General features: G+C 64.0%; 35 protein-coding genes. All 35 read right to left on the bottom strand.

Annotation, left to right across the window (positions count from 1 at the left end; genetic code table 11):
* Nucleotides 1-10: 10 nt before the first annotated feature.
* The 35 genes from KA261_01085 to rpoC all read right to left on the bottom strand — a co-directional run bounded on the left by KA261_01085 (nt 11) and on the right by rpoC (nt 23,828).
* Nucleotides 11-1,006, bottom strand: coding sequence for a DNA-directed RNA polymerase subunit alpha (locus tag KA261_01085; GenBank protein ID MBP7696377.1), 996 nt, complete (start codon nt 1,004-1,006; stop codon nt 11-13).
* Between the two features lie 22 nt (nt 1,007-1,028).
* Entirely contained in the window at nt 1,029-1,658 is a 630-nt protein-coding gene (rpsD, locus tag KA261_01090) for a 30S ribosomal protein S4 (protein ID MBP7696378.1), read from the bottom strand.
* A gap of 33 nt (nt 1,659-1,691) precedes the next feature.
* A complete protein-coding gene (rpsK, locus tag KA261_01095; protein MBP7696379.1) occupies nt 1,692-2,087 on the bottom strand; it encodes a 30S ribosomal protein S11 in 396 nt (131 codons plus the stop codon).
* Between the two features lie 21 nt (nt 2,088-2,108).
* Entirely contained in the window at nt 2,109-2,495 is a 387-nt protein-coding gene (gene rpsM, locus KA261_01100; GenBank protein MBP7696380.1) for a 30S ribosomal protein S13, read from the bottom strand.
* A gap of 38 nt (nt 2,496-2,533) precedes the next feature.
* Nucleotides 2,534-2,650, bottom strand: a complete 117-nt coding sequence (gene rpmJ / locus KA261_01105) for a 50S ribosomal protein L36 (GenBank protein ID MBP7696381.1) — start codon at nt 2,648-2,650, stop codon at nt 2,534-2,536.
* Nucleotides 2,651-2,678: 28 nt separating this feature from the next.
* Nucleotides 2,679-2,897 (bottom strand): translation initiation factor IF-1, encoded by a 219-nt coding sequence (gene infA / locus KA261_01110; protein ID MBP7696382.1) that lies wholly within the window; start codon nt 2,895-2,897, stop codon nt 2,679-2,681.
* Nucleotides 2,898-2,905: 8 nt separating this feature from the next.
* Nucleotides 2,906-3,652, bottom strand: coding sequence for a type I methionyl aminopeptidase (gene map, locus KA261_01115; GenBank protein MBP7696383.1), 747 nt, complete (start codon nt 3,650-3,652; stop codon nt 2,906-2,908).
* 16 nt (nt 3,653-3,668) lie between these two features.
* Nucleotides 3,669-4,325 carry an adenylate kinase gene (locus KA261_01120; protein ID MBP7696384.1) on the bottom strand — a complete coding sequence of 219 codons (657 nt, stop codon included), beginning with the start codon at nt 4,323-4,325 and terminating at the stop codon, nt 3,669-3,671.
* Nucleotides 4,322-5,632, bottom strand: coding sequence for a preprotein translocase subunit SecY (gene secY / locus KA261_01125; GenBank protein MBP7696385.1), 1,311 nt, complete (start codon nt 5,630-5,632; stop codon nt 4,322-4,324). Before secY ends, KA261_01120 begins: the two co-directional genes overlap by 4 nt.
* Nucleotides 5,629-6,069: a 50S ribosomal protein L15 gene (gene rplO, locus KA261_01130; protein MBP7696386.1), complete on the bottom strand. Its 441-nt coding sequence runs from the start codon at nt 6,067-6,069 to the stop codon at nt 5,629-5,631. The genes secY and rplO overlap by 4 nt, the downstream gene beginning before the upstream one ends.
* 9 nt (nt 6,070-6,078) lie before the next feature.
* Nucleotides 6,079-6,267, bottom strand: coding sequence for a 50S ribosomal protein L30 (rpmD, locus tag KA261_01135; GenBank protein MBP7696387.1), 189 nt, complete (start codon nt 6,265-6,267; stop codon nt 6,079-6,081).
* 26 nt (nt 6,268-6,293) lie between these two features.
* On the bottom strand, nt 6,294-6,776 hold the full coding sequence (gene rpsE / locus KA261_01140; GenBank protein MBP7696388.1) for a 30S ribosomal protein S5: 483 nt from the start codon (nt 6,774-6,776) through the stop codon (nt 6,294-6,296).
* A 38-nt stretch (nt 6,777-6,814) separates the two neighbouring features.
* Nucleotides 6,815-7,189, bottom strand: a complete 375-nt coding sequence (locus KA261_01145) for a 50S ribosomal protein L18 (GenBank protein ID MBP7696389.1) — start codon at nt 7,187-7,189, stop codon at nt 6,815-6,817.
* A 14-nt stretch (nt 7,190-7,203) separates the two neighbouring features.
* Complete coding sequence (gene rplF, locus KA261_01150) at nt 7,204-7,743, bottom strand: 50S ribosomal protein L6 (protein MBP7696390.1); 540 nt, start codon at nt 7,741-7,743, stop codon at nt 7,204-7,206.
* A 13-nt stretch (nt 7,744-7,756) separates the two neighbouring features.
* The gene (gene rpsH / locus KA261_01155) at nt 7,757-8,158 is read right to left on the bottom strand and encodes a 30S ribosomal protein S8 (protein ID MBP7696391.1); all 402 of its coding nucleotides are present in this window, start codon (nt 8,156-8,158) and stop codon (nt 7,757-7,759) included.
* A 22-nt stretch (nt 8,159-8,180) separates the two neighbouring features.
* On the bottom strand, nt 8,181-8,366 hold the full coding sequence (locus tag KA261_01160) for a type Z 30S ribosomal protein S14 (GenBank protein ID MBP7696392.1): 186 nt from the start codon (nt 8,364-8,366) through the stop codon (nt 8,181-8,183).
* Between the two features lie 7 nt (nt 8,367-8,373).
* Nucleotides 8,374-8,913 carry a 50S ribosomal protein L5 gene (rplE, locus tag KA261_01165; protein ID MBP7696393.1) on the bottom strand — a complete coding sequence of 180 codons (540 nt, stop codon included), beginning with the start codon at nt 8,911-8,913 and terminating at the stop codon, nt 8,374-8,376.
* A gap of 11 nt (nt 8,914-8,924) precedes the next feature.
* Nucleotides 8,925-9,242, bottom strand: coding sequence for a 50S ribosomal protein L24 (gene rplX / locus KA261_01170; GenBank protein ID MBP7696394.1), 318 nt, complete (start codon nt 9,240-9,242; stop codon nt 8,925-8,927).
* Nucleotides 9,243-9,260: 18 nt separating this feature from the next.
* On the bottom strand, nt 9,261-9,626 hold the full coding sequence (rplN, locus tag KA261_01175; protein MBP7696395.1) for a 50S ribosomal protein L14: 366 nt from the start codon (nt 9,624-9,626) through the stop codon (nt 9,261-9,263).
* Between the two features lie 51 nt (nt 9,627-9,677).
* Nucleotides 9,678-9,944 carry a 30S ribosomal protein S17 gene (gene rpsQ, locus KA261_01180; GenBank protein ID MBP7696396.1) on the bottom strand — a complete coding sequence of 89 codons (267 nt, stop codon included), beginning with the start codon at nt 9,942-9,944 and terminating at the stop codon, nt 9,678-9,680.
* A gap of 25 nt (nt 9,945-9,969) precedes the next feature.
* On the bottom strand, nt 9,970-10,218 hold the full coding sequence (locus tag KA261_01185; protein ID MBP7696397.1) for a 50S ribosomal protein L29: 249 nt from the start codon (nt 10,216-10,218) through the stop codon (nt 9,970-9,972).
* A gap of 6 nt (nt 10,219-10,224) precedes the next feature.
* On the bottom strand, nt 10,225-10,647 hold the full coding sequence (gene rplP, locus KA261_01190) for a 50S ribosomal protein L16 (protein MBP7696398.1): 423 nt from the start codon (nt 10,645-10,647) through the stop codon (nt 10,225-10,227).
* 29 nt (nt 10,648-10,676) lie between these two features.
* Nucleotides 10,677-11,573, bottom strand: coding sequence for a 30S ribosomal protein S3 (gene rpsC / locus KA261_01195; protein MBP7696399.1), 897 nt, complete (start codon nt 11,571-11,573; stop codon nt 10,677-10,679).
* Between the two features lie 22 nt (nt 11,574-11,595).
* Nucleotides 11,596-12,183 (bottom strand): 50S ribosomal protein L22, encoded by a 588-nt coding sequence (gene rplV / locus KA261_01200; protein ID MBP7696400.1) that lies wholly within the window; start codon nt 12,181-12,183, stop codon nt 11,596-11,598.
* Between the two features lie 9 nt (nt 12,184-12,192).
* Complete coding sequence (gene rpsS, locus KA261_01205) at nt 12,193-12,483, bottom strand: 30S ribosomal protein S19 (protein MBP7696401.1); 291 nt, start codon at nt 12,481-12,483, stop codon at nt 12,193-12,195.
* A gap of 22 nt (nt 12,484-12,505) precedes the next feature.
* On the bottom strand, nt 12,506-13,336 hold the full coding sequence (rplB, locus tag KA261_01210; GenBank protein ID MBP7696402.1) for a 50S ribosomal protein L2: 831 nt from the start codon (nt 13,334-13,336) through the stop codon (nt 12,506-12,508).
* Between the two features lie 26 nt (nt 13,337-13,362).
* Entirely contained in the window at nt 13,363-13,656 is a 294-nt protein-coding gene (locus KA261_01215) for a 50S ribosomal protein L23 (GenBank protein ID MBP7696403.1), read from the bottom strand.
* Nucleotides 13,653-14,276, bottom strand: a complete 624-nt coding sequence (rplD, locus tag KA261_01220; protein ID MBP7696404.1) for a 50S ribosomal protein L4 — start codon at nt 14,274-14,276, stop codon at nt 13,653-13,655. The genes KA261_01215 and rplD overlap by 4 nt, the downstream gene beginning before the upstream one ends.
* Nucleotides 14,277-14,287: 11 nt before the next feature.
* Entirely contained in the window at nt 14,288-14,917 is a 630-nt protein-coding gene (rplC, locus tag KA261_01225) for a 50S ribosomal protein L3 (GenBank protein MBP7696405.1), read from the bottom strand.
* Between the two features lie 17 nt (nt 14,918-14,934).
* Nucleotides 14,935-15,243, bottom strand: coding sequence for a 30S ribosomal protein S10 (gene rpsJ / locus KA261_01230; GenBank protein MBP7696406.1), 309 nt, complete (start codon nt 15,241-15,243; stop codon nt 14,935-14,937).
* A 15-nt stretch (nt 15,244-15,258) separates the two neighbouring features.
* Nucleotides 15,259-16,467: an elongation factor Tu gene (tuf, locus tag KA261_01235; protein ID MBP7696407.1), complete on the bottom strand. Its 1,209-nt coding sequence runs from the start codon at nt 16,465-16,467 to the stop codon at nt 15,259-15,261.
* Nucleotides 16,468-16,485: 18 nt separating this feature from the next.
* Nucleotides 16,486-18,555: an elongation factor G gene (gene fusA, locus KA261_01240; GenBank protein MBP7696408.1), complete on the bottom strand. Its 2,070-nt coding sequence runs from the start codon at nt 18,553-18,555 to the stop codon at nt 16,486-16,488.
* A 219-nt stretch (nt 18,556-18,774) separates the two neighbouring features.
* Nucleotides 18,775-19,245 (bottom strand): 30S ribosomal protein S7, encoded by a 471-nt coding sequence (rpsG, locus tag KA261_01245; protein ID MBP7696409.1) that lies wholly within the window; start codon nt 19,243-19,245, stop codon nt 18,775-18,777.
* Nucleotides 19,246-19,259: 14 nt separating this feature from the next.
* A complete protein-coding gene (rpsL, locus tag KA261_01250) occupies nt 19,260-19,634 on the bottom strand; it encodes a 30S ribosomal protein S12 (protein ID MBP7696410.1) in 375 nt (124 codons plus the stop codon).
* A gap of 69 nt (nt 19,635-19,703) precedes the next feature.
* Nucleotides 19,704-23,828 (bottom strand): DNA-directed RNA polymerase subunit beta', encoded by a 4,125-nt coding sequence (gene rpoC / locus KA261_01255; protein MBP7696411.1) that lies wholly within the window; start codon nt 23,826-23,828, stop codon nt 19,704-19,706.
* Nucleotides 23,829-23,888 lie beyond the last annotated feature (60 nt).

Raw genomic sequence — 23,888 nt, forward strand, 5'->3', positions numbered from 1 at the left:
TCACTTCAGCTTAGGCATTCACGTTCTGTTTCTGCGTCTCGTCGTACTTCGACACGTCCATCCCGAACGACAACCCCATCTCCTCCAGGAGCGTGGAGATTTCGTTCAGCGACTTCCGCCCAAAATTCCGGTACTTCAGCATCTCCGGCTCGGTCTTGGTGACCAGGTCCCGGATCGTCTGGATGTTGGCCGCCCGCAGGCAGTTCGACGACCGGACCGACAGCTCCAGCTCGTCCACCCGCGTCCGCAGCAGATTGCGCACCCGCACCGTCTCCTCGTCCTCCTGCGGCTCCTCCTCCACCATCACCTCTTCGTCGAGGTGGATGAACAGCTGGAGGTGGTCCTTCAGCAGCTTGGCCCCATACGACAGCGCATCCTCGGGCGTGATCGAACCGTCGGTCGTGATCTCCATGATCAGGCGGTCGAAATCGGTCTTCTGCCCGACCCGGGTGTTCTCGACCTGGTAGGCCACCTTGATCACCGGCGAGAAGAGGGAATCGACGAAGATCGTCCCAACCGGGGCGTCGGCCCGCTTATTCTGCTCGGCGACGTTGTAGCTGCGGCCGGAGTCGATGTCGATCTCCATTTCGAAGTCGATATCGCCGGTGATTTCGCAAATGTGCTGGTCGGGGTTGAGGATCTCGACTTCCGGGTTCTGCTCGAACATCCCGGCCGTGAGTTTCCCCTTCCCGTGGCGGCGAAGCGTGAGCGTGCGCATCTCATCGGCATGCATCCGCACCCGGATCTGCTTGACGTTGAGGACGATGTCGCTCACATCCTCATAGACGCCCTCAACGCTGGAGAACTCGTGCAGGACGTTCCGTATCCGCATCGACACGACCGCCGCGCCCTGAATCGAGGAGAGCAGCACCCGCCGGAGACTGTTCCCCAGCGTCGTGCCGTACCCGCGCTCCAGCGGCTCGACGATAAACCGTGCGTAGTTCTCGTTGGCCGAGGACTGGTCGTTAACGACCTCTTTCGGCATGGTCAATGGCTTCCACTTCATAGCTTGCTCGGCCCTCCCAACATTACTTGGAGTACAGCTCTACGACCAATGACTCGTTCACCGTCAGCGGAATGTCCGACCGCTTCGGCACTTCGAGCAGTTCGCCTTCGAGACTGGCCTTGTTCAGCCGCAGCCAGGGCAGGTCGCCGGCCCGGCCCACTTCCTTCAGGGAGGTATGAATCAAGTCGAGATTCCGCGACTTTTCCTTAATCCGGATGACCTGGCCGGGACGGACGCTGTAGGCGGGAATGTCGACAATGCCGCCGTCGACCAGGACGTGCCGATGGCGGACGAGCTGGCGGGCGGCGTTGCGCGACGGTGCGAAGCCGAGCCGGTAGACGAGGTTGTCCAGGCGCGTCTCGAGCGACTGCAGAAGCAGTTCGCCGGTGACGCCCTTCTTCTGGGCCGCCTTCTCGAAGTAGTTGTGGAACTGGGTTTCGAGCAGTCCGTACAGCCGCCGAATCTTCTGTTTTTCGCGCAGCTGGAGGCCGTACGGCGAAATCTTCCGGCGGCGGCTCTGGCCGTGCTGCCCCGGCGGAAAAGGCCGCCGCTCGATGGCGCACTTGTCCGTCAGACAGCGCGCCCCCTTGAGGAACAGCTTCTCACCTTCCCGGCGACACAGTTTGCATTTCGAGTCACGATACCGTGCCATTGGCTCTCCTATTTCCGACCACGTTTCATTTGCTCACACGCGGCGCCGCTTGGGCGGGCGGCAGCCGTTATGGGGAATCGGGGTCACATCGCGGATGAGGGTGATCTCGAGACCGGCCGCCGAGAGCGAGCGGATAGCGGCTTCGCGGCCCGATCCCGGCCCCTTCACCCAGACCTCGACCCGCCGCAGCCCCTGGTCCATGGCCTCGCGCACAGCGCTGGCCGCGGCCTGCTGGGCCGCAAACGGCGTCGACTTCTTCGACCCCTTGAACCCCACCTTGCCGGCCGTCCCCCACGAGATCGCCCGACCCTGCGCATCGGTCAGCGTGATAATCGTATTGTTGAAAGTGGCCTTGATGTGGGCCACGCCGTTCGTATCAACCTTGCGGGACTTCTTTCTCGGTCGTCCCTTCTTTTTCGGTTCCGCCACGACTGTTCTCCTCCGGGTCGCTTACTTCTTGCCAACAGGTTTTTTCTTGAGCCCGCCGATCGAGCGCCGCGGACCCTTGCGCGTCCGGGCGTTCGTCTTGGTCCGCTGTCCCCGCACGGGGAGGCCGCGCCGGTGGCGCAGGCCGCGGTAGCTGCCGATATCGATCAGCCGCTTGATGTTCATCTGGATCTCGCCGCGCAGCGACCCCTCGACGCTGTACTCGTTCTCGATGACCTGCCGCAGCTTCGTCACGTCCTCGTCGGTCAGCTGGTTGACCCGGGTGTCGGGATTCACTCCCGTCTTGGCGAGAATCAGCCTCGCCCGGTGCGGGCCGATCCCGTAGATGTAGGTCAGCCCGACCTCGATCCGCTTGTCCTTGGGAAGATCAACTCCGGCTATACGTGCCAATGGTTTTTCCTCACTTCTCTATCGCACACACACAATTCTCAACCCTGGCGCTGCTTGTGGCTGGGGTCGCGCTTGCAGATGACCCGGATCACGCCATGGCGCCGAATGATCTTGCAGTACTCGCAGCGCTTCTTGACCGACGACTTGACTTTCATACCGACCACCGATCCCGTCTGGGGTTACTCATTTATAGCGATACGTGATCCGGCCGCGCGTGAGATCGTAGGGCGACAGTTCCAGCGTCACCTTGTCGCCGGGGAGGATCTTGATGAAATGCATCCGCATCTTCCCCGAAATGTGCGCCAGCACCACGTGTCCGTTGTCCAACTCCACTTTGAAAGTGGCGTTCGGCAGCGGCTCGATCACCCGGCCTTCCACCGTTATCGTCTCTTCTTTCGCCATACGCTCCTTTAGGCCGCCGTGAGGATCCGCGGGCCGTCCGGGCCCACCGCGACGGTGTGTTCGAAATGGGCCGACGGACGTCCGTCCGCCGTCACCACCGTCCACCCGTCCGGCAGCGTCCTGACCTCGTACGTCCCCATGTTGATCATCGGTTCGATCGCGATGACCATTCCCGCCTCGAGCACCGGGCCGTCAGCGGGCGAGCCGAAATTGGGCACCTGCGGCTCCTCATGCATGGCGCGGCCGATGCCGTGGCCGACCAGTTGGCGCACCACACCGTATCCCTGCGACTCCGCCACCTGCTGGATGGCCGCCGATACCGCGCCTAATCTATTCCCTTTTCGCGCCTTGTCAATACCGGCGTGGAGCGCTTTCAGCGTCCACTCCATGAGCCGCCGCTTCTCCTCCGACACCTCGCCGATGCCGAAGGTCCGCGCCGAGTCCCCGTAGTAGTCATCCACGATCGCGCCGATATCGACCGACACGATCACCCCCTCCTCGATCACCCGTTTCCCCGGAATTCCGTGCACGACCTCGTCGTCGATCGAAATGCACGCCGAGGCCGGGAATCCCTGGTACCCCTTGAAGGCCGGGATCGCTCCCTCGGCCCGGATGAAGTCCTCGATGAGGCGGTCGAGCTGCCCGGTCGTCATTCCCGGCCGGATGACGGTGCCGACCATGTCGAGCGTCCGCCCGACCACCCGGCCCGCCCGGGCCATCACCTCGATCTGTTCCGCCGTCTTCAGCACTATCACAAACGTCGCTTCCGTCCTATTTTCGCGCCCCGACGATGTCGAGCAGGTCGGCAAACACCGCCTCGGGCGGCTGTTCCCCCTGCACCTCGACCAGAATGGCCGCCGCCCGGTAGAAATCTTCGATCGGCCGCGTCTGTTTCTTGTACACATCCAGTCGCCGGCGCACGACCTCGGGCTGGTCGTCCGGGCGCCGCTCCAGGGCCGCGCCCTCCGCGTCGCACCGGCCCTCCCGCCGGGGCATGTGGTGCGGGTAGTTGTAGGTCGCCTGGCAGGACGGGCAGAACCACCGCCCCGACAGCCGCCGCACCACTTCCTCGTCCGACACGGCCAGGAGGACGGCCGCATCGAGTTCCTTGCCATTGCCGTTCAGCATATCCCGCAGCGCCTCCGCCTGCGGCACCGTCCGCGGAAACCCGTCCAGAATGAATCCGTGGTCGAGTTCCCCGGCCCGGATGGTCGCCTCGATCAATCCCACGAGGAGCGCATCCGGGACGAGTTCCCCGCGCTCCATATACCCTCGCGCTTTTCGGCCCAGCTCGGTCCCGGTGCTCACCGCGGCGCGCAGCAGGTCCCCGGTCGACAGGTAGCGGATCTTCATCTCCGCCGCCAGCTTCGCCGCCTGCGTCCCTTTGCCCGATCCGGGCGGGCCGAGAAACACGAGATGCCTCATCACATGGACCTTCCCCGGATTCGCCCTTTCTTCATGAACCCGTCGTAGTGCCGCATGATCAGGTGCGACTCGATCTGCTGGAGGGTGTCGAGGGCCACGCCGACCACGATGAGGAGCCCGGTGCCGCCGAAGAAGAAGTTCACGTTGAACTGGCCGATGAGCACCCAGGGGAGGATGGCGATGGCGGCGAAGAAGATGGCGCCCGGCAGAGTAATCCGGGTGAGGATTTTCTCAATATAGTCGGCGGTGTTCTTGCCCGGCCGAATGCCTGGAATGTACCCGCCGTTCTTGCGCATGTTGTCGGCGATCTCCATGGGGTTGAACACGATCGCCGTGTAGAAGTAGGCGAAGAAGATGATGATCACCCCATAGATGAGGGAGTACCAGAGGCCGCCCGGCGCCAGCCACACCGCCACCAGGTTCTGCACCCAGTCGGTGTTGGGGAACAGCTGCGCGACGGTCGAGGGGAGAAACATGATCGACTGGGCGAAGATGATCGGGATGACGCCGGCCGAGTTCACCGACAACGGCAGGTGCGTCGTCGCCCCGCCGAACACCCGGCGGCCCACCACCTTGCGCGGATACTGCACCGGCACCCGGCGCTGCGCCCGCGTCACCAGAATGACCGCCGCGATCACGGCCACCATGGCCGCCAGCATGATCGCGCCCACGAACAGGTTGCGTGACCCGTGCCACACCAGCAGCACTTCCTGCACCACGGCCTCAGGGAAGCGCGCGATGATCCCGATGAAAATGATCAGCGAAATACCGTTCCCGATCCCCCGCTCCGTGATCTGCTCGCCGAGCCACATGATGAAAATCGTGCCGCTCGTGAACGTGAGGATGGTGAGGGGGATGAACGCCGCCGTGTTCATGTGCACGGCCGAGACGCCCGCCGCGCTCTTGATGGTCGTTAAGTACCCCGCCGTCCCCCACGCCTGGAGCGCGGCAATGAGCACGGTCAGGTACCGCGTGTACTGCGTGATCTTGCGCCGCCCCTCCTCGCCCTCGCGCTGCAGCCGCTGGAGGTACGGCACCACCGCGCCGAGGAGCTGGAGCATAATCGAGGCCGAGATGTAGGGCATGATGCCCATGGCGAAAATAGTCGCCTTGGCGAAGGCCCCGCCCACGAACAGGTCGAACAGCCCGAAGATGGTGTTGTTGGCCAGCACCGAGGCCAGGATGCTGCCGTCGATCCCGGGCGTGGGGATGTGTCCGCCGATGCGGTAGACGACGAGCAGCGCGAGGGTGTAGAAGATCCGTCTTCGCAACTCCTCGACTTTGAACACCGATCTGAACTTATCTATCAAGACAGCACCTCGGCTTTTCCGCCGGCGGCTTCGATCTTGCTGGCCGCCGACTTACTGAACGCCGCCGCTTTGACCGTGTACGCCTTCTCCACCGTCCCGTCCCCCAGCACTTTCACCGGTACGGCCGTTGTCTTGATCAGGCCCGCCGCGAGCATCGTATCGGGCGTCACCTCGCCCGCCTCGAGGCGCGCGAGGTCGGACAGGTTGATCACCTGCCAGGTCTTCTTGAAGATATTGGTGAAACCGAATTTGGGCAGGCGCCGTGCGAGCGGCATCTGGCCGCCTTCGCGCCAGGCTTCGCGCTTGAAGCCGCTCCGCGCCCCGGCCCCCTTGTGGCCGCGTCCCGAGGTTTTCCCCAGGCCGCTGCCCGAGCCGCGTCCCACCCGCCTGCGCGTCTTTCTTGCCCCTTTCGGCGGTTTCAACGTATGCAGTTCCATCACTCGCCTCTATTTTTCGTCGATCTCTTCCACCGTCACGAGATAGCGGACGGCGCGGATCATACCGCGGATCTGCGGCGTGTCGTTGTGGATGACGGACCGCCGGATTTTGCCGAGCCCCAGCGCCTCGATGGTGCGTTTGTGCGGCTCCTTGCGGTCGATCGTGCTTCTGATCTGCGTCACTCTAAGCTTGCCCATTGCGGTCGTCCTCTCTGCCGGCACGCCTACTCGGCCTGGCGCGCCTTGACTTCCTGTTCGCGCGTCTGCAGGGCGGCCAACCCGTTCAGCGTCGCCTTGACCATGTTGTGCGGGTTGCGGCTCCCCAGCGTCTTGGCCAGGATGTCCTGAATACCCACCGACTCGAGCACGGCCCGCACGGCGCCGCCGGCGATCACGCCGGTGCCGGGCGAGGCCGGCCGCATGACCACCCGGGTGGCGCCGAACTCGCCGTCGATCCGGTGCGGGATCGTCCCCTTGAGCAGGTTCACGGAGGTCATGTTCTTGCGCGCCGCCTCCGTCCCCTTGCGGATCGCATCGGATACCTCGGGGGCCTTGCCGTGGCCCACGCCGACCCGGCCGTTCTTGTCGCCAACCGCCACCAGCGCGGTAAACGAAAACCGCCGGCCGCCCTTGACCACTTTCGCCACCCGCTTGACCGAGATTACCTTTTCCTCGAGTTCGAGGTTTTCCATCTCAAAACGCGCCAATCTGCACCTCAGCTTGTCCTATGCACACTTATTCGTTATCAGAACTTCAGGCCACCCGAGCGCGCCCCCTCCGCGACCGCTTTGACCCGGCCGTGGTAGCGGAATCGGTTGCGGTCGAAGACCACCGCCTCGATCCCCTTCGCCTTCGCCTCGCGCGCGATCACTTCGCCCACTTTCCGCGCCACTTCGGACTTGGTCATCTCCGGCTTGAGCTCGGAGAGGACGTTTTTGGAATTGGAGGCGGCCGCCGCGAGCGTCACCGCGTGGACGTCGTCGACAATCTGCACGAACACGTTCTTCAGCGACTTCGCGACCGTCAGGCGCGGGCACGCCGAGGTTCCCGACAGCTTGCCCCGCACCCGCTGGCGGCGGCGTTCCGCCCGCTTGAACTTCTTGACACTCTTTCCAGCCATTTCCGTCTACTCTCTTATCCGGCGGTCTTCCCGGCCTTCGTCCGCACGTGTTCGCCGGCGTACCGGACACCCTTGCCCTTGTACGGCTCCGGTTTCCGGAACGACCGAATCTTCGCCGCCACCTGGCCGACGAGTTGCTTGTCTATCCCCGAGACCCTGACTTTGCCCTCTTTGGGCACGGCTTCGACAGTCACGCCCTCCGGCGGGGTGAGGACCACCGGGTGCGAGTACCCGAGGTACATCACGAGGTGCCGGCCGCGGTTTTCGGCGCGGTAGCCGACGCCGACAATTTCGAGTTCGCGGGTGAACCCCTGGGTCACTCCCACGACCATGTTGTGCAGGAGCGCCCGCGTGAGGCCGTGGAGGGCCCGGTGTTTCTTCAGATCGCTCGGGCGGGCGACGACAATCTGGTTGTGGTCCAGGCTGGCCGTCATGTCCGGGTGCACCTCCAGAGTGAGGCTGCCCTTCGGCCCCTTGATCGTCACCTGGCGCCCGGTGATGCTCACCGTCGCCTTGTCCGGCACAGCGATCGGCTGCTTGCCAATTCGCGACATCTCTCGTCCTTTCCTACCAGCAGCGCAGCAGCACTTCGCCGCCCACGCCTTTCCGGGCCGCCTCAAAGTTCGTCATCACGCCGCTCGACGTCGAGAGCACCAGCATGCCGCGCGTGTTGAACGTCGACTGCCGCACCGTCTCCGCGTCGAAGTACCGCCGCAGGCCCGGCCGCGACAGGCGCTGGATTCCTTTGAGCACCGGCGTGTCGCCGGCCACGTAGCGCAGGTAGACCCGGAGGATTCCCTGCTTGTTGTCCGGCAGGTCGACGACGTCCTTGATGAAGCGGTGCTCGCGGAGAATCCGCACCACCTCGCGCTTGAGGTTCGACGCGGGCACATCGACCGCATTCTTCTTCGCTTTCGACCCGTTCCGGATGCGCGTGAGAAGATCGGCTATCGGATCTGTCATGCTCATTGTGCTTTCGCTCCCAGTTTCCTCACCAGCTGGCTTTCACCACGCCGGGCAATTCGCCGGCCAGGGCGAGCTGCCGGAAACAGATCCGGCACAGCCCGAAGCGGCGCAGGTAGGCCCGCGGACGGCCGCACCGGCGGCACCGGTGGTACGCCCGCACCTGGAATTTCGGCTTACGGTTCGACTTCTCTATGAGGGATTTCTTCGCCATGTCACCTCTACTTGCGGAACGGCATTCCCAGCTCCTCGAGCAGCTGACGGGCCTCCTGGTCCGTCCGCGCCGTCGTCGCGATCGAAATGTTCATCCCGCGCACTTTATCCACCTTGTCCAGATCGATCTCCGGAAAGATCAACTGCTCTTTCAATCCGAGATTGTAGTTCCCCCGCCCGTCGAACGACTTCGGGTTCACGCCGCGGAAGTCGCGGATGCGGGGGATGGCGACGTTGACGAGGCGGTCGAGAAAATCGTACATCGCGTCCCGCCGCAAAGTCACCGTGCACCCGATCGGCATTCCCTTGCGCAGCTTGAAATTCGAGATGCTCTTGCGGGCCCGCGTCACGAGCGGCTTGCGCCCCGTGATTTTCGCCAGGTCCTCCACGGCCGCGTCGAGCGCCTTCGAGTTGTCCGTCGCCTCTCCCACGCCGATATTCACCGTCACGTGCGTGATGCGCGGCACCTGCATGATCGACCGGTAGCCGTTCTGCTTCATCAGCTTCGGCACCACTTCCTTCTGGTAGAGCTCTCTGTACCTCGCCATCGCCGTTTTCCTTAGATCTCCTCGCCCGTCTTCACATCGATCCGGACGCGCCGCTTGCGGCCGTCTTCTTCCGTGGTCCGGACCCCCAGCCGCGCCGGGCCGCCCGACGAGGCATTGTACACGGCGAGGTTGCTCAGGTGAATCGGACCTTCCATCGTCACCACCCCGCCCTTCGGGTTCCGCTGGGTCGGCCGCTGGTGCCGCTTGTGCATGCGCACGCCTTCCACCACCGCCGTCCCCTTCTTCGGGTACACGTGGAGCACCCGGCCGGTTTTCCCTTTGTCCTCTCCGCAGAGGACGTAGACCGTATCGCCTTTCTTGATTCGCATACGCTGCTCTTCCTCCGCCTACAACACCTCGGGGGCGAGGGAGACGATCTTCATGAATTTCTTCTCGCGCAGTTCGCGGGCCACGGGCCCGAAGATGCGGGTGCCCCGGGGCTCGAGCTGGTCGTTGATGATCACGGCCGCGTTGTCCGAGAACCGGATGAGCGAGCCGTCCTTGCGCCGCAGGGACGCTTTCGTGCGCACGACCACCGCCCGGCAGACCTCCGACTTCTTCACCGTCCCCCCGGGGATCGCCTCCTTCACCGCGACCACAATGACGTCGCCGATCGAGGCATACTTCTTGCGTCCCCCGAGGATGCGGAAGCACATCACCTTTTTCGCGCCGGAGTTGTCGGCCACGTTCAATATCGTATATTCCTGCACCATCTCTACTCACCTCTGCGGCGCCCGGCCTGTGCCAAGGGCCATCCGGCCGCGCTACTTGGCCCGTTCTACGATCTCGATCAGGCGCCAGCGCTTCTTGTGCGACAGCCGCCGCGTCTCCATTACCCGCACCAGGTCGCCCGGCCGGGCGTCGTTGTTCTCATCGTGCGCGTACAGCTTGGTCGTCGACTTTGACGTCTTATTGTAGAGCGCGTGGGGACGCGTCCGGTCCAGCCGCACCACGATCGTCTTGTTCATCTTGTCCGACACGACCGTCCCCTGACGGATCTTGCGGTGGTTTCTCTCAACCGTTTCTGCCATCTGCCATTCCTCTCAGCGATCCCGCTTATTCTTTCTTGCCCGAGGGCGGCAAAATCGAGGTCTTCATGTCGGCCAGTTTCCGCCGGCCCGTCGCATCCTCGTGCAGCACCGTTTGAATTTTCGCGATCTCCCGCCGGATCTGCCGCAGCCGGAGCGGGTTGTCGAGCGCCTTGAGCGACCGCCGCATCCGCAGGTTGAACTGCTCGTCCAGAAGCTCGTTCTTCTTCTGCACCAGCTCGTCGCGCGTCATCTCCCGGAGCGAATGTACCTTCAACACTGCTTACACTCCTTCCGTCTCGGAACGCGACACGAACTTCGTCTTCAAGGGCAGCTTGTTGGCGCCCAGGCGCAGGGCCTCCCGCGCCGAGGCCTCGGTTACCCCCTGGATCTCGAAGAGGATGCGTCCGGGCTTAATCACGGCCACCCAGTACTCCGGCGCCCCCTTCCCTTTCCCCATGCGCGTCTCGGCCGGCTTCTTGGTCACCGGCTTGTCCGGGAATATCCGGATCCAGATCTTTCCGCCGCGCTTGATCGAGCGGGTCATGGCGATACGGGCGGCCTCGATCTGGCGGTTGGTCAGCCAGCACGGCTCCATGGCCTTCAGGCCGTACTCGCCGAAACTGACTTCCGCCCCGCCCTTGGCTTTCCCCCGCATGCGGCCGCGCTGCTGCTTGCGAAACTTGACTTTGTTCGGCATTAACATGGGACTCTACTCCACCTTCTCGCTCCGACTCACTCGGGGGCTCCTGATTCACCGGCGCCGCCCTCCCGGCCGTCGGGGGCCGGCGGGCGCCCTTCGCCGCGCGGGCGGGCCGGACCTTCCGGCCGACGGCCCTTGGGCGGCGGGCCCTCGGGACCGGGGGCGCCAGCGCGCCGCACTTTGCCGCGCGGACGGGTCCGCTTGCGGCCGGCCTTGTCGCCCCGCGGACGGCGGGGACGGGTGTCGCTCGGCGCCTGCTCGTCGGCCCGCGCCTCTTCCTCGTGCTGTACGTACTTGCCCCGGTCGAGCACCTCCCCCTTGCAGATCCACACCTTCACCCCGATCGTCCCATAGGTCGTGTTCGCCGTCGAGGTGGCGTAGTCGATGTCCGCCCGCAGGGTGTGGAGCGGCACCCGGCCGTCCCGGTACTTCTCGGTGCGCGCGATCTCAGCGCCGCCGAGCCGGCCGCTGCACTGTATGCGGATGCCGTTCGCGCCCATCTTCATCGTCGCCGCGAGCGATTTCTTCATCGCCCGCCGGAACGCCACCCGCCCCTCAAGCTGCCGGGCGATCGAATCGGCCACCAGCTGCGCGTTGAGCTCGGCTTTGCGGACCTCGACGATGTTCAGCATGATGTCCTTCTTGGTCAGCAGCTGCAGCTCGGCGCGGAGCTTGTCCACCTCGGCCCCCTTGCGGCCGATCACGATGCCCGGGCGCGAGGTGTGGATATCCACAGCCACTTTCTTGGGCGCCCGCGAAATCGTCACCCCCGCGATCCCCGCATTCTCGAGGCGCTTGTGGATATACCGCTTGATCTGCAAGTCCTCATGGACCAGGTCCGCGAAGTTCCGATCCGAGGCGAACCACCGGCTGTTCCACGTCCGCGTGATGCCGAGGCGCAGCCCGATCGGATGTGTCTTCTGTCCCACGTCTACTCCCTATCTCGACAGTCTACTTTTCTTCCGACTTCCCGCCGGCCTTGGCCGCCGGTTTCTTGGCCGTTTTCTTCTTGGCCGCCGGCTTCTTCGCAGCCGTCTTCTTCGCGGCCGTCTTGGCCGCCGCCTTCTTCTTGGCAGCCGCGGTCTTCTTCTTGGCCGGCGCGGCCGTCCCGGCCGCCGCCGTCTCGGCCGTTTCCCCTGCGGCCGCCTTCTTGGTCCGGCCTTTGGCCGCCTGCCGCCGCGCCTCGAGATCGACGTTCGCCTCCACCCGGATCGTCAGGTGGCAGTGCCGCTTGCGCACGCGGAACACCCGGCCCATGGACTGGAACCGGATGCGCTTGTGCGTGGGCGCCTCGTCGACCTGCACCTCCTTGACCACGAGATCCTCGGGGTGCAGGTGGTCGGTCCCCTCGGTCGACAGGGCGTTGGCCACCGCCGACTTGAGCGTCTTGGCCATGTGGAAGGCCGCGATCTTGGGCGTGAAATTCAGGATCCCCAGCGCCTTCTCCACGGGCTGCCCTTTGACGAGGTCGGCCACCTGGCGCATCTTGCGAGCCGGGATGCTGACGTATTTCAACCGGGCCGTCGCCTGAACGAGCATGGCTCCACCTTATCCTTTCACCTTCGACGACCGCTCGGCCAGCTTCCCGCCGTGGCCCCGGAACGTCCGCGTCGGCGCGAACTCGCCCAGCTTGTGCCCGACCATGTTCTCGGTCACGTAGATGGGGATGAACTTGTTGCCGTTGTGCACGGCGAGCGTGTGGCCGACGAAATCGGGAAGGATGGTGGAACGGCGCGACCAGGTCTTGATCACCCGCTTCTCGCCGCTCCGGTTGAGCGCCTCCACCTTTTTCTGCAGGTGCTCGTCGACAAACGGTCCTTTTTTCAGTGAGCGAGGCATCTATCGTTCTCCCTACCTTGGCTTACACTTTCGAGCGCCGATCCTGGATCAGGTGATCCTTCGATTTGCGCTTGCTGCGGGTTTTGTACCCCTTGGTCGGCTTGCCCCAGGGCGTGCAGGGGTGCCGCCCGCCGGAACTCCGTCCCTCGCCCCCGCCCATCGGGTGGTCCACCGGGTTCATGGCCACGCCGCGCACGGAGGGCCGCCGGCCGCGCCAGCGCGACGCCCCCGCCTTGCCCCACACGACGTTTTTGTGGTCGACATTCGACACCTGGCCGATCGTCGCACAACACGTCACCGGCACCGACCGCACCTCGCCCGAGGGCATCTTCAAAATCGCCTTGTTGCCGTCGCGCGCCACCAGCTGGGCAAACGAACCGGCCGACCGCACCATCTGGCCGCCCTTGCCGGGCCGCATCTCGACGTTGTGGACGTTGGTGCCGAGCGGCATCCGCTCCAGGGGGAGAGCATTCCCCACCCGGATGTCGGCCGCCGGACCCGATTCCACCCGCATGTTCACCTCGAGCCCCTGGGGCGCGAGAATGTACCGCTTCTCGCCGTCGGCATAGTGCAGCAGCGCGATCCGGGCCGAACGGTTCGGATCATACTCGATCGAGGCCACGCGCGCGGGAATATCGTGCTTGTTCCGCTTGAAGTCAATGACCCGGTAATGCCGCTTATGTCCGCCGCCCCGGCAGTAGGCGGTCACCCGCCCCTTGTTATTGCGCCCGCCGGACTTCCGCAGCGGCTCCAGCAGCGACTTCTCCGGCATCGTCGACGTCACTTCCTCGAACGTCGGCACCGTGCGGAAGCGCTGCGACGGCGTGATCGGACGAAATTTCTTTACCGGCATAACGTGCTACCAACCTTGTCTTGTCGCTAAATATTCTCGAACATCGAAATCGACTCGCCCTTCTTCAGGCGCACGATCGCTTTCTTCCACGTCGGGGTTTTCCCCTCGTACCGGCCCATGCGGCGGGTCTTTCCCGGCACGATGAGCGTGCGGACGTCGTCCACCTTCACCTTGAACGCCTTCTCCACCGCCGCCTTGATCACGTGCTTGTTCGCTTTCTTGTCGACCTCGAACACGTACTCGTTGTTGGCCTGGCGCAGACCCGTGGTCCGCTCCGTCTGGATGTGCAGCTTGATCACCTGCCGCGGATCCCGGCTCATGCGAACACCTCCGCCACTTTCTCCAGCCCGGCCTTCGTGAACACCAGGTAGTCCGCGTCGAGCACGTCGTACCCGTTGGCGAGCGCCGCCCGGCAGTATTTCACCGCCGGCAGGTTGCGGCAGGAGAGCATGAAGTTGTCGTGCCGGCCCTCGTGGAGCACCAGGCACTTCTTTCCCGCAAGGTTCAGTTTGGCCATCAGGTCGGCCACCGCCTTGGTCTTGGGTTTCTCCAACTGCACCTGGTCGAGGACACGGATGCGCTCGAGCGCCGCCTTGTCCGAAAACACCGACTGCATCGCGAGCTTCTTCATCTGCTTCGGGAACCGCGAGCCGTAGGTCCGGGGCTGCGGCCCGAAGACCGTGCCGCCCCCCCGCCACAGAGGCGAGCGGATCGTGCCCGCACGCGCCCGGCCGGTCCCCTTCTGCCGCCACGGCTTCTTGCCGCCGCCGGAGACTTCCTTGCGCGTCTTCGTCAGAACCGTCCCCTGCCGCTGCCGCGCCAGGTAGTTCACCACGTACTGGTGCACCACCGCCTCGTTCGGCTTGATCCCGAAGACCTCGGGGTTGAGTTCGACGGTGCCGACTTCCCGGCCTTCCTGATTGTAGACTTTCACGTTCATGTCCGTATCCGTCACTTACCGCGATTGGTCGTTCGAATCCGAAGCAGCGTGCCGCGATGACCCGGCACGGAGCCCCGCACTAACAGCAGATTTTCTTCGGGATAGACGCGTACGACGCGCAGGTTGAGCGCCGTGACTTTGTTCCGGCCCATGCGCCCCGCCATGCGCTGTCCCTTGAACACGCGCGAGGGGTAGGAGGAGGCGCCCACCGAGCCCGGGGCCCGCCAGCGGTCCGACTGCCCGTGGGTCACGTTGGCGCCGTTGAAGTTGTGCAGGCGCATGGCGCCCTGGAATCCGAGTCCGCGCGACACGCCCGTCACGTCCACCCGGTCCCCCGGCTTGAACAGGTCGGCCTTCAACACCGCGCCCACGCTCAGCCCGGCCTCCGCGCACTGCACTTCCTGAAGGTAGCGCGTCGGGGCAATTCCGGCTTTCGCAAAATGCCCGGTCTCCGGCTTGTTCACCCGTTCCTTCTTCACCTCGTCAAAACCGACTTGGAGCGCCTCGTAGCCGTGGGTGGCGGCCGTCCGCACGGCCACGACCGGGCACGGCCCGGCCTGGATCACCGTCACCGGCACCGACTCGCCCGACGGCTCGAACACGCGGGTCATTCCGATCTTCTTGCCCAGTATCTCTCTCATTGCCGTCAGCCTTCCCGTCAGGTTTTGATCTCCACGTCGACACCCGCCGGCAGGTCAAGCTTCATCAGCGCGTCCACCGTCTGCGGCGTGGACTCATAGATGTCGATGAGCCGCTTGTGGACACGCGTTTCGAACTGCTCGCGCGATTTCTTGTCGACATGCGGGGACCGCAGGACCGTGTAGACAGTCCGCTTCGTCGGCAGCGGCACCGGGCCGACAATCCGCGCCCCGGTGCGGAGCACCGTCTGCGCGATCTCTTTCGTCGACCGGTCCAGGGCGTAGTGGTCGTACGCTTTCAGCCGTATCCGTATTTTCTGCACGTTCATATTCGCTTCAACCTGTTACTCGACAATTTCGGCGACGACGCCGGCGCCCACCGTCCGACCACCCTCCCGAATCGCGAACCGAAGCTCCTTCTCCATCGCAATCGGCGTGATCAACTCCACCGTCATCTGCACGTTGTCCCCCGGCATCACCATCTCCACATTCTCCGGCAACGTCGCCACCCCCGTCACGTCCGTCGTCCGAAAATAAAACTGCGGCCGATACCCGCTGAAAAACGGCGTGTGACGACCCCCCTCCTCCTTCGTCAACACGTACACCTCCGCTTTGAACTTCTTGTGCGGCGTGATCGATCCCGGTTTCGCCAACACCATCCCCCGCTCCACCTCCTCCTTGTCCACCCCCCGCAACAACAACCCCACGTTGTCCCCCGCCTGACCCGAATCCAACAACTTCCGAAACATCTCCACCCCCGTCACCACCGTCTTGCGCGTCTCCCGAATCCCCACAATCTCCACCTCCTCCCCCTGCTTCACCACCCCCCGCTCGATCCTCCCCGTCGCCACCGTCCCCCGACCCGTAATCGAAAAAATGTCCTCGATCGGCATCAGGAACGGCATCTCCTTGTCCCGCTTCGGCTCCGGAATGTACGTGTCCAGCGCCTCCATCAACTCCATTATCGACTTGAACTCCGCACTGTCCAGCGGCTTGCTCAAATCCGATCCCACCGTCATCGCCTGCAACGCACTCCCCCGGATCACCGGCACGTCATCCCCGGGAAATTCATACTGGCTCAGAAGATCCCGAACCTCCAACTCCACCAGGTCCAGCAACTCCGGATCGTCCACCTGGTCCACCTTGTTCAGGTACACCACGATGTACGGAACCCCCACCTGGCGCGCCAGCAAAATGTGCTCCCGCGTCTGCGGCATCGGCCCGTCCGCCGCACTCACCACCAATATCGCCCCGTCCATCTGCGCCGCACCCGTGATCATGTTCTTCACGTAGTCCGCGTGACCCGGACAGTCCACGTGCGCGTAGTGACGCCTCGCGCTCTCGTACTCCACGTGCGCCGTCGCTATCGTGATCCCCCGCTCCCGCTCCTCCGGCGCATTGTCAATGCTGTCAAACGAACGCACCTGCGTCCCCGTCACCCGCGACAACACCATCGTCATCGCCGCCGTCAACGTCGTCTTCCCATGGTCCACGTGACCAATCGTCCCCACGTTCACGTGCGGCTTCGTCCGCTCAAACTTCTGCTTCGCCATAACTCCGGCTCGCCTCCGCTAATACTTCACTTTTTCCAACATCTTTTTCGATACGTCGGCGGGCACCGGCTGGTACCGGGCAAACTGCATGGTGAACACCGCCCGTCCCTGCGAAATGTTGCGCAGGGTGTTGACGTACCCGAACATCTCCGAGAGCGGGACGCTCGCGGCGATCACCGTCGCGTCCTCGCGCGGGACCATGCCGTTGATCTTGCCGCGCCGGGAGTTGAGGTCGCCGACGACGGCGCCCGTGTAGACCTCCGGCGCCACCACTTCGACATCCATGATCGGTTCCAGCAGCACCGCCTCCGCCCGGCGGGCGGCGTTCTGGAAAGCCATCGATCCGGCCACCCGGAAAGCCATCTCGTTGGAGTCCACCTCGTGGTAGCTCCCGTCGTACAGCTCGACATGGATGCCCGTCATCGGGTATCCGGCCAGCACGCCGTTTTCCATCGCCTCGCGCACGCCGCGCTCGACCGAGGGAATATACTCGCGGGGAATCACGCCGCCTACCAGTTTATTCTGAAAGCGGAACGGCTCCCCGCCGTCGCTCGGACGCATGCGGATCCAGACGTGTCCGTACTGCCCCTTCCCGCCCGTCTGCCGGATGAACCGGCCCTCGGCCTCCACCTCGCGCGTAATGGTCTCCTTGAAGGCCACCGAGGGGCGTCCCACCGAGGCTCCCACGCCGAACTCGCGCATCAGGCGATCCACCAGAATCTCCAGATGCAGCTCCCCCATCCCCGAGATGATCGTCTGGGCGGTGTCCTCGTCCTGCTTGACCTTGAACGTCGGATCTTCTTCCGCCAGCTTGATCAGGGCGTTGGTGAGCTTGTCCTGGTCGGCCTGCGTCTTAGGCTCGATCGACACCGACACCACCGGCTCCGGGAACGACATGCGCTCCAGGATTATCGGGTGCTTCTGGTCGCACAGCGTGTCGCCGGTAGTCGTCTTGCGCATCCCGATCACCGCCGCAATATCCCCCGCTTCGGCCTCCGTGATATCTTCCCGCTTGTTTGCGTGCATCCGCAGAATGCGCGCGATCCGCTCCTTGATCCCGGCCGAGGGATTCAGCAGGTAGGAGCCGGCCCGCACCTTCCCGGAGTACACGCGCAGGTAGGTGAGCCGCCCGACGTAGGGGTCGGTGACGACCTTGAACGCCAGCGCCGCGGTCGGCTCGTCCGGGCTCGGCTTGCGCGTGATCACCTTGTCCGGATGGTCGACGTCGTGCCCCTGCACAGGCGGCATGTCGAGCGGCGAGGGGAGGAAATCGATGATACAATCGAGCAGCTTCTGAATGCCCTTGTTCTTGAACGACGACCCGCACAGCACCGGCACCATGTGGTTCTCGATAGTCGCCCGCCGCACCGCCGCCATTACCTTGGCCGGGTCGAGCGGCTGGTCGCGGAGAAACTGCTCCAGGAGCTGGTCGTCGTACTCGGCCACCGCCTCCAAGAGCCGCTCCCGGTACTCCCTGGCCGCGGGGAGCATGTCCGGCGGCACATCGAGATCGTCAAAGGTCGTGCCGAACGAGTCTTCGTGAAACACCCGGAAGCGCATGGAGAGGAGGTCGACGATTCCGGCGAACATCGGTCCCTCGCCGGCCGGGATGGTCACCGGGATACACCGGGTGGCGAACCGTTCGTTCATCATCTGGAGGGTGCGTTCGAAGTTGGCGCCGGTCCGGTCCATCTTATTAATGTAGGCGATGCGCGGCACGCTATACTTATCTGCTTGTCGCCAAACGGTTTCCGACTGCGGCTCGACTCCTCCGACAGCGCAGAACAGGGCCACCGCCCCGTCCAGCACCCGCAGCGACCGTTCCACTTCAACCGTAAAATCCACATGTCCCGGTGTGTCGATGATATTGATGACATGGCCTTTCCACCCGCAGGTGGTGGCGGCCGACATAATGGTGATGCCGCGCTCCTTTTCCTGCTCCATGAAATCCATGGTCGCCGCGCCCTCGTCCACCTCGCCCATCCGATGCACCTTCCCGGTGTAGAACAGGATGCGCTCCGTGGTCGTGGTTTTGCCCGCGTCGATGTGGGCCATGATTCCTATATTTCGAACTCTCGCCAGGTCCATGTCATTCGCACTTTAGACAAAAAAAATCCCTGACTCACGGCTGTCTCATTCGCTTGGTTCATCAGGGGCGGTAGCCCTGGGCCGGGAGGCCGGCCGGGGCGAGCGGCTATGTTATGCCTGCGTCAGTACCGCCACATCATTGTTCGCGTCAAAATTCCCGTTCCCTATTCAATGGACCCGGCAACAGGCCCAAGTAAAACAACCAGCCCGGCGACGCTTCTACCACCGGAAGTGAGCGAAGGCCTTGTTGGCCTCGGCCATCTTGTGCGTATCCTCCTTCTTCTTGATGGCGGCGCCCTCATTATTCGCCGCGGCCAGGAACTCGGCCGCCAGCTTCTCCGCCATCGTATGCCCGCCGCGCGCGCGCGCATACGAAATGAGCCAGCGGATCGCCAGCGCCGTCCGACGCTCCGGCCGCACTTCAACCGGCACCTGGTAGGTCGCGCCGCCCACGCGCCGCGACCGGACTTCCAGAACCGGCTTCACGTTGTTCAGCGCCTTGCGGAAGACTTCCAGTCCGCTCTCCCCGGACTTCTTCTCGGCCTGGCCGACGGCGTCGTAGAACAGCCGCTGCGCCGTGGACCGCTTCCCGTCCTTCATCAGACAGGAGATGAACTGGGTGATCGTCTTCTCGCCGTATTTAAAATCGGGAACGACTGGTCGTCTCTCTGCACTCGTGCGTCTCGACATAAGCCCAACGAGTCCTACTGCTTCGGTTTCTTTGCCCCGTACTTGGAGCGGCCCTTGCGGCGGTCGTTCACGCCCGCCGTGTCCATCGTCCCGCGGATGATGTGGTAGCGCACCCCGGGAAGATCCTTGACACGACCGCCGCGTATCATCACGATTGAGTGTTCCTGAAGGTTGTGGCCTTCGCCAGGTATGTATGCCGTCACTTCAATTTGGTTCGTCAACCGCACGCGGGCAACCTTCCGCAGCGCCGAGTTCGGCTTCTTGGGCGTCGATGTATACACGCGCGTGCACACGCCGCGCTTCTGCGGACACGAATTGAGCGCGGGCGTCTTGGTCTTCTCGATCACCCGCCGGCGACCCTTACGAACAAGCTGGTTGATAGTCGGCAAAATCTCTCCTGTTACACAGAATCGTCCAAAAAATCACAGACCGCTAATGTAAGCTTTCCACCCGGCCTGTCAAGAGTTTTTGTCAAAAATATCGGCCACATCGCCTTCCGAGGCGTGCCCGGATTCGATCAGCCCACGGGCGGCCTCTTCCTCCTCCGCCTCGTCCGTCACCACCTCCAGGCGCTTGTAGCGGTCAATCCCGGTCCCGGCCGGGATCAGATGCCCGATGATGACGTTCTCCTTCAACCCCATCAGGTAGTCCACCTTGCCGGAAATCGCCGCTTCGGTCAGCACCTTGGTCGTCTCCTGGAACGAGGCGGCCGAGATGAAGCTCTCGGTGGACAGGGAGGCCCGCGTGATCCCCAGCAGGAGCGGCCGCGAAGTGGCCGGCTCGCCCCCCTCGGCCGTCACCCGGGCGTTCTCCTCGTCGAATTTCAGCTTGTCAACCTTCTCCCCTTCCAGGAAGTTGGTGTCCCCGACCTGGTCGATCTGGACTTTCTGCATCATCTGGCGCACAATGATTTCGATGTGCTTGTCGTTGATGCGCACGCCCTGGAGGCGGTAGACTTCCTGGATTTCGTTCACCAGGTAGCGCTCGGCCTCGTAGGGCCCCAGGATGTCGAGGATGTCGTGCGGATCGACCGCCCCCTCGCACAACCGGTCGCCCGCCGTCACCCGGTCCCCGGCGTGCACCATCATGTGCTTGCCGTGCGGAACCAGGTACTCGCGGACTTCATCCATTTCCCCGTGGATGAGCACCTGCTGCTGGCCGCGGACAATGCGGCCGAACTCGACCGTTCCGTCGATCTCGGAAATGACCGCCGGGTCGTGGGGGCGCCGCGCCTCGAACAGCTCGGCCACCCGGGGCAGACCCCCGGTGATGTCGCGCGATTTCGCGATCACCCGCGGCATTTTCACCAGCACGTCCCCCGCCGTCACCGCGTCCCCCTCCTTCACCTCCAACTGGGCCTCGGTCGGCACCCGGTAGCTGGCCAGCGTCTTGCCGCTCTGGCTCTGGATCAGGATGGTCGGGAACAGGCTCTTGTCCTTGGTGTCCGTGATGATGCGCTGGATCAACCCGGTCTGAGCGTCGTGGGCCTCGCGGTAGGACACGTCCTTCTCGATATCCCGGAACTTCACCACGCCGTTCTTCTCGGCCAGGATCACGGTCTTGTAGGGATCCCATTCGTAGATGATGTCGCCCTTCTTGATCGCCTGGCCGTCGTCGGCCAGCAGGTGTGCGCCGTAGGGCACTTTCAGGCGCGAGCGCACCCGTTCTTTCTCGTCGATGATGTGCACCTCGCCCGTGCCCTCGCGGCTGACCACCATCACCGAGCCGTCCTCGCGCTTGAGCGACCGGATTTCCACGAGCTTGATCGTCCCGGCGTACTTGGCCACCACCTGCGACTGCTCGGCGATGCGCGCCGCCGTGCCGCCGATGTGGAACGTCCGGAGGGTCAGCTGCGTCCCCGGCTCACCGATCGACTGGGCGGCGATCACGCCGACCGCTTCGCCGATGTCGACCATCTTCATGGTCGTGAGGTTGCGCCCGTAGCATTTCGCGCACACGCCGTGTTTCGATTCGCAGGTGAGCACCGACCGGATCTGCACCGACTCGATCCCCGCCTCCTCGATCGCCATCGCCATCCGCTCCGAAATCTCCTGCCCGGCCTCGACGATGAGTTCGTCGGAGTAAGGATCGAACACGTCCTCGAGCGCCACGCGGCCGAGAATGCGGTCGGCGAGCGACTCGATTATTTCCTCCCCTTCTTTGATTGCCCGCACTACGAGCCCGCGGATCGTCCCGCAGTCGATTTCCCGGATGATGACATCCTGCGCGACATCCACCAGCCGGCGCGTGAGGTAGCCGGCGTCGGCGGTCTTTAGCGCCGTGTCGGCCAGTCCTTTGCGGGCTCCGTGGGTCGAGATGAAGTACTCCTGCACGCTCAGGCCTTCACGGAAATTCGACGTGATCGGGTTTTCGATAATCTCCCCGACGCCGCCGGTCAGCTTCTTCTGGGGTTTTGCCATCAGCCCGCGCATCCCCGCGAGCTGGCGGATCTGCTCGCGCGAGCCGCGGGCGCCCGACGTCGCCATCATATACACCGGGTTGAACCCCTGGTTCTGCGCGGCCAGGTTCTCGAACATCACCCGCCCCACCTCGTTCGTGGTGTGCGTCCAGAGATCGATAACCTTGTTGTAGCGCTCGCCGTAGGTAATCGCCCCCCGCTCGTACTGCTTCTGAATCTTCGCCACCTGCTGCCGCGCATCCTCAATCAGCACGGCCTTTTCGTCCGGGACCACGAGGTCTTCGATCGACACCGTCACCCCGGCCTTGGTCGCGTACTCAAAGCCGATCTGCTTGAGCCGGTCGAGGAACTCCACCGTCGCCGCCTGTCCCTCCAGCCAAAAACTGGAGGCCACCACCTCGCCGAGCGTCCCCTTAGTCGCCGTCTCGTTGAAATACGGCACGTTCTTGGGGAGAATGTTGTTGAAGATGAGGCGTCCGGGAGTGGTCTCGACCGATTGTCCGCTGATCCGCACGTGCACGGTCGCGTGCAGGTCGACATGCCCGGCGTCGTAGGCGGCCAGCGCCTCGTCCGGCGAGTAGAACCTCATCCCCTCCCCCTTGGCCCCCTGGCGCGGCTTGGTCAGGTAGTACGACCCGATCACCATGTCCTGCGAGGGAACGGCGATCGGCCGTCCCGATGACGGCACGAGGACGTTGTTGGTCGCCAGCATGAGGATTTTCGCCTCGAGCTGGGCCTCGAACGACAGCGGCACGTGCACCGCCATCTGGTCGCCGTCGAAGTCGGCGTTGAACGCCGCGCACACGAGCGGGTGCAGGCGGATCGCCTTCCCCTCGACGAGCACGGGGTAGAACGCCTGGATCCCGAGCCGGTGCAGCGTGGGGGCGCGGTTGAGCAGCACCGGGTGGTCGGCGATAATCTCCTCGAGAATATCCCACACTTCGGGGCGCTCCCGCTCCACCAGCTTCTTGGCCGACTTGACCGTCTGGACGTACCCCTTCTCCTCGAGCTTCATGATGATGAACGGCTTGAACAGCTCGAGAGCCATGTTCTTGGGCAGGCCGCACTGGTGGAGCTTGAGCTCCGGGCCGACCACGATCACCGAGCGGCCCGAATAGTCCACGCGCTTGCCCAGCAGGTTCTGCCGGAACCGCCCCTGCTTCCCTTTAAGCAGGTCGGACAGCGATTTCAGCGGCCGCCGGGAATCGCCGCGCACCGAGTGGGTCCGCCGCCCGTTGTCGAAGAGCGCGTCCACCGCCTCCTGCAGCATCCGTTTCTCGTTCCGCAAAATCACGTCCGGCGCCTGGATGTCGATCAGCTTCTTCAGCCGGTTGTTCCGGTTGATCACCCGGCGGTAGAGGTCGTTGAGGTCGGAGGTCGCGAAACGCCCCCCCTCGAGCGGCACGAGCGGACGGAGATCCGGGGGGATCACCGGGATCACGCTCATGATCATCCACTCGGGGCGGTTGTTCGACTGGCGGAACGATTCCACGATGCGCAGGCGCTTGAGGATGTCCTTCTTTCGCTGGGCGGACGTCTCCACGCGCGCCTTGGCCCGCTGTTCCACCGCCAGTTCTTCGATGTCGATCTGCCGGAGCAGCTCCTGGACCGCCTCCGCGCCCATGCGCGCGTCGAACGACTTCCCCGCTTCCTCCAGCTCGACGAACTCCTCTTCGGTGAGGACGTCGCCCCGCTGGTACGAGGAGTTGCCCGGATCGATCATCAGGTAGTTCTCGTAGTACAGGATGCGTTCGAGCTCGCGGATCGACAGGTCGAGCAGGTGGCCGATGCGCGAGGGGAGCGATTTGAAGTACCAGATGTGGGAGACCGGCACGGCGAGCTGGATGTGCCCCATGCGCTCGCGGCGCACCTTGGACTGGGTCACCTCCACGCCGCAGCGGTCGCACACGATCCCGCGGAAACGGATCCGCTTGTACTTCCCGCAGTTGCACTCCCAGTCCTTCACCGGACCGAAAATGCGCTCGCAGAACAAACCGTCGCGCTCCGGCTTGAACGACCGGTAGTTGATCGTCTCCGGCTTCGTCACCTCGCCGTACGACCACGAGAGGATCGTCTCGGGCGATGCCATCTGTATCTGGATGGCCGCGTACTCGGCCGGACCCTTCTTCTGCTGGCCCATGTTCTTCCCAGCGATATCAAACATGGCTCACTCCTGTATTCTCCTGTTCGACGTCCATCGAACCGAACTCACGACCTCGCGGAC

The organism is Candidatus Zixiibacteriota bacterium (assembly GCA_017999435.1).
In the GTDB taxonomy this organism is placed as follows: Bacteria; Zixibacteria; MSB-5A5; order GN15; family FEB-12; genus JAGNLV01.

Excerpts from the sequence above, each read along its gene's own strand:
- KA261_01085 (MBP7696377.1), bottom strand. The coding sequence starts at position 1,006 with ATGAAGTGGAAGCCATTGACCATGCCGAAAGAGGTCGTTAACGACCAG.
- rplP (MBP7696398.1), bottom strand. The coding sequence starts at position 10,647 with ATGTTAATGCCGAACAAAGTCAAGTTTCGCAAGCAGCAGCGCGGCCGC.
- tuf (MBP7696407.1), bottom strand. The coding sequence starts at position 16,467 with ATGGCGAAGCAGAAGTTTGAGCGGACGAAGCCGCACGTGAACGTGGGG.
- KA261_01215 (MBP7696403.1), bottom strand. The coding sequence starts at position 13,656 with ATGAGCCGGGATCCGCGGCAGGTGATCAAGCTGCACATCCAGACGGAG.
- rpmD (MBP7696387.1), bottom strand. The coding sequence starts at position 6,267 with ATGGGCAAGCTTAGAGTGACGCAGATCAGAAGCACGATCGACCGCAAG.
- rplD (MBP7696404.1), bottom strand. The coding sequence starts at position 14,276 with ATGAACGTGAAAGTCTACAATCAGGAAGGCCGGGAAGTCGGCACCGTC.
- rplF (MBP7696390.1), bottom strand. The coding sequence starts at position 7,743 with ATGTCGCGAATTGGCAAGCAGCCGATCGCTGTGCCGGACAAGGCGACG.
- KA261_01160 (MBP7696392.1), bottom strand. The coding sequence starts at position 8,366 with ATGGCGAAGAAATCCCTCATAGAGAAGTCGAACCGTAAGCCGAAATTC.
- rpsH (MBP7696391.1), bottom strand. The coding sequence starts at position 8,158 with ATGAGCATGACAGATCCGATAGCCGATCTTCTCACGCGCATCCGGAAC.
- rpsQ (MBP7696396.1), bottom strand. The coding sequence starts at position 9,944 with ATGGCAGAAACGGTTGAGAGAAACCACCGCAAGATCCGTCAGGGGACG.
- rplB (MBP7696402.1), bottom strand. The coding sequence starts at position 13,336 with ATGCCGGTAAAGAAATTTCGTCCGATCACGCCGTCGCAGCGCTTCCGC.
- rplN (MBP7696395.1), bottom strand. The coding sequence starts at position 9,626 with ATGGTGCAGGAATATACGATATTGAACGTGGCCGACAACTCCGGCGCG.
- KA261_01145 (MBP7696389.1), bottom strand. The coding sequence starts at position 7,189 with ATGGCTGGAAAGAGTGTCAAGAAGTTCAAGCGGGCGGAACGCCGCCGC.
- infA (MBP7696382.1), bottom strand. The coding sequence starts at position 2,897 with ATGGCGAAAGAAGAGACGATAACGGTGGAAGGCCGGGTGATCGAGCCG.
- rpsD (MBP7696378.1), bottom strand. The coding sequence starts at position 1,658 with ATGGCACGGTATCGTGACTCGAAATGCAAACTGTGTCGCCGGGAAGGT.
- rplV (MBP7696400.1), bottom strand. The coding sequence starts at position 12,183 with ATGCTCGTTCAGGCGACGGCCCGGTTGAAATACGTCAGCATCCCGGCT.
- rplC (MBP7696405.1), bottom strand. The coding sequence starts at position 14,917 with ATGAGAGAGATACTGGGCAAGAAGATCGGAATGACCCGCGTGTTCGAG.
- rpmJ (MBP7696381.1), bottom strand. The coding sequence starts at position 2,650 with ATGAAAGTCAAGTCGTCGGTCAAGAAGCGCTGCGAGTACTGCAAGATC.
- rpsJ (MBP7696406.1), bottom strand. The coding sequence starts at position 15,243 with ATGAACGTGCAGAAAATACGGATACGGCTGAAAGCGTACGACCACTAC.
- rplE (MBP7696393.1), bottom strand. The coding sequence starts at position 8,913 with ATGGCGAGGTACAGAGAGCTCTACCAGAAGGAAGTGGTGCCGAAGCTG.
- rpsS (MBP7696401.1), bottom strand. The coding sequence starts at position 12,483 with ATGCCTCGCTCACTGAAAAAAGGACCGTTTGTCGACGAGCACCTGCAG.
- rplO (MBP7696386.1), bottom strand. The coding sequence starts at position 6,069 with ATGGAACTGCATACGTTGAAACCGCCGAAAGGGGCAAGAAAGACGCGC.
- fusA (MBP7696408.1), bottom strand. The coding sequence starts at position 18,555 with ATGGACCTGGCGAGAGTTCGAAATATAGGAATCATGGCCCACATCGAC.
- rplX (MBP7696394.1), bottom strand. The coding sequence starts at position 9,242 with ATGCGAATCAAGAAAGGCGATACGGTCTACGTCCTCTGCGGAGAGGAC.
- rpoC (MBP7696411.1), bottom strand. The coding sequence starts at position 23,828 with ATGTTTGATATCGCTGGGAAGAACATGGGCCAGCAGAAGAAGGGTCCG.
- rpsG (MBP7696409.1), bottom strand. The coding sequence starts at position 19,245 with ATGTCGAGACGCACGAGTGCAGAGAGACGACCAGTCGTTCCCGATTTT.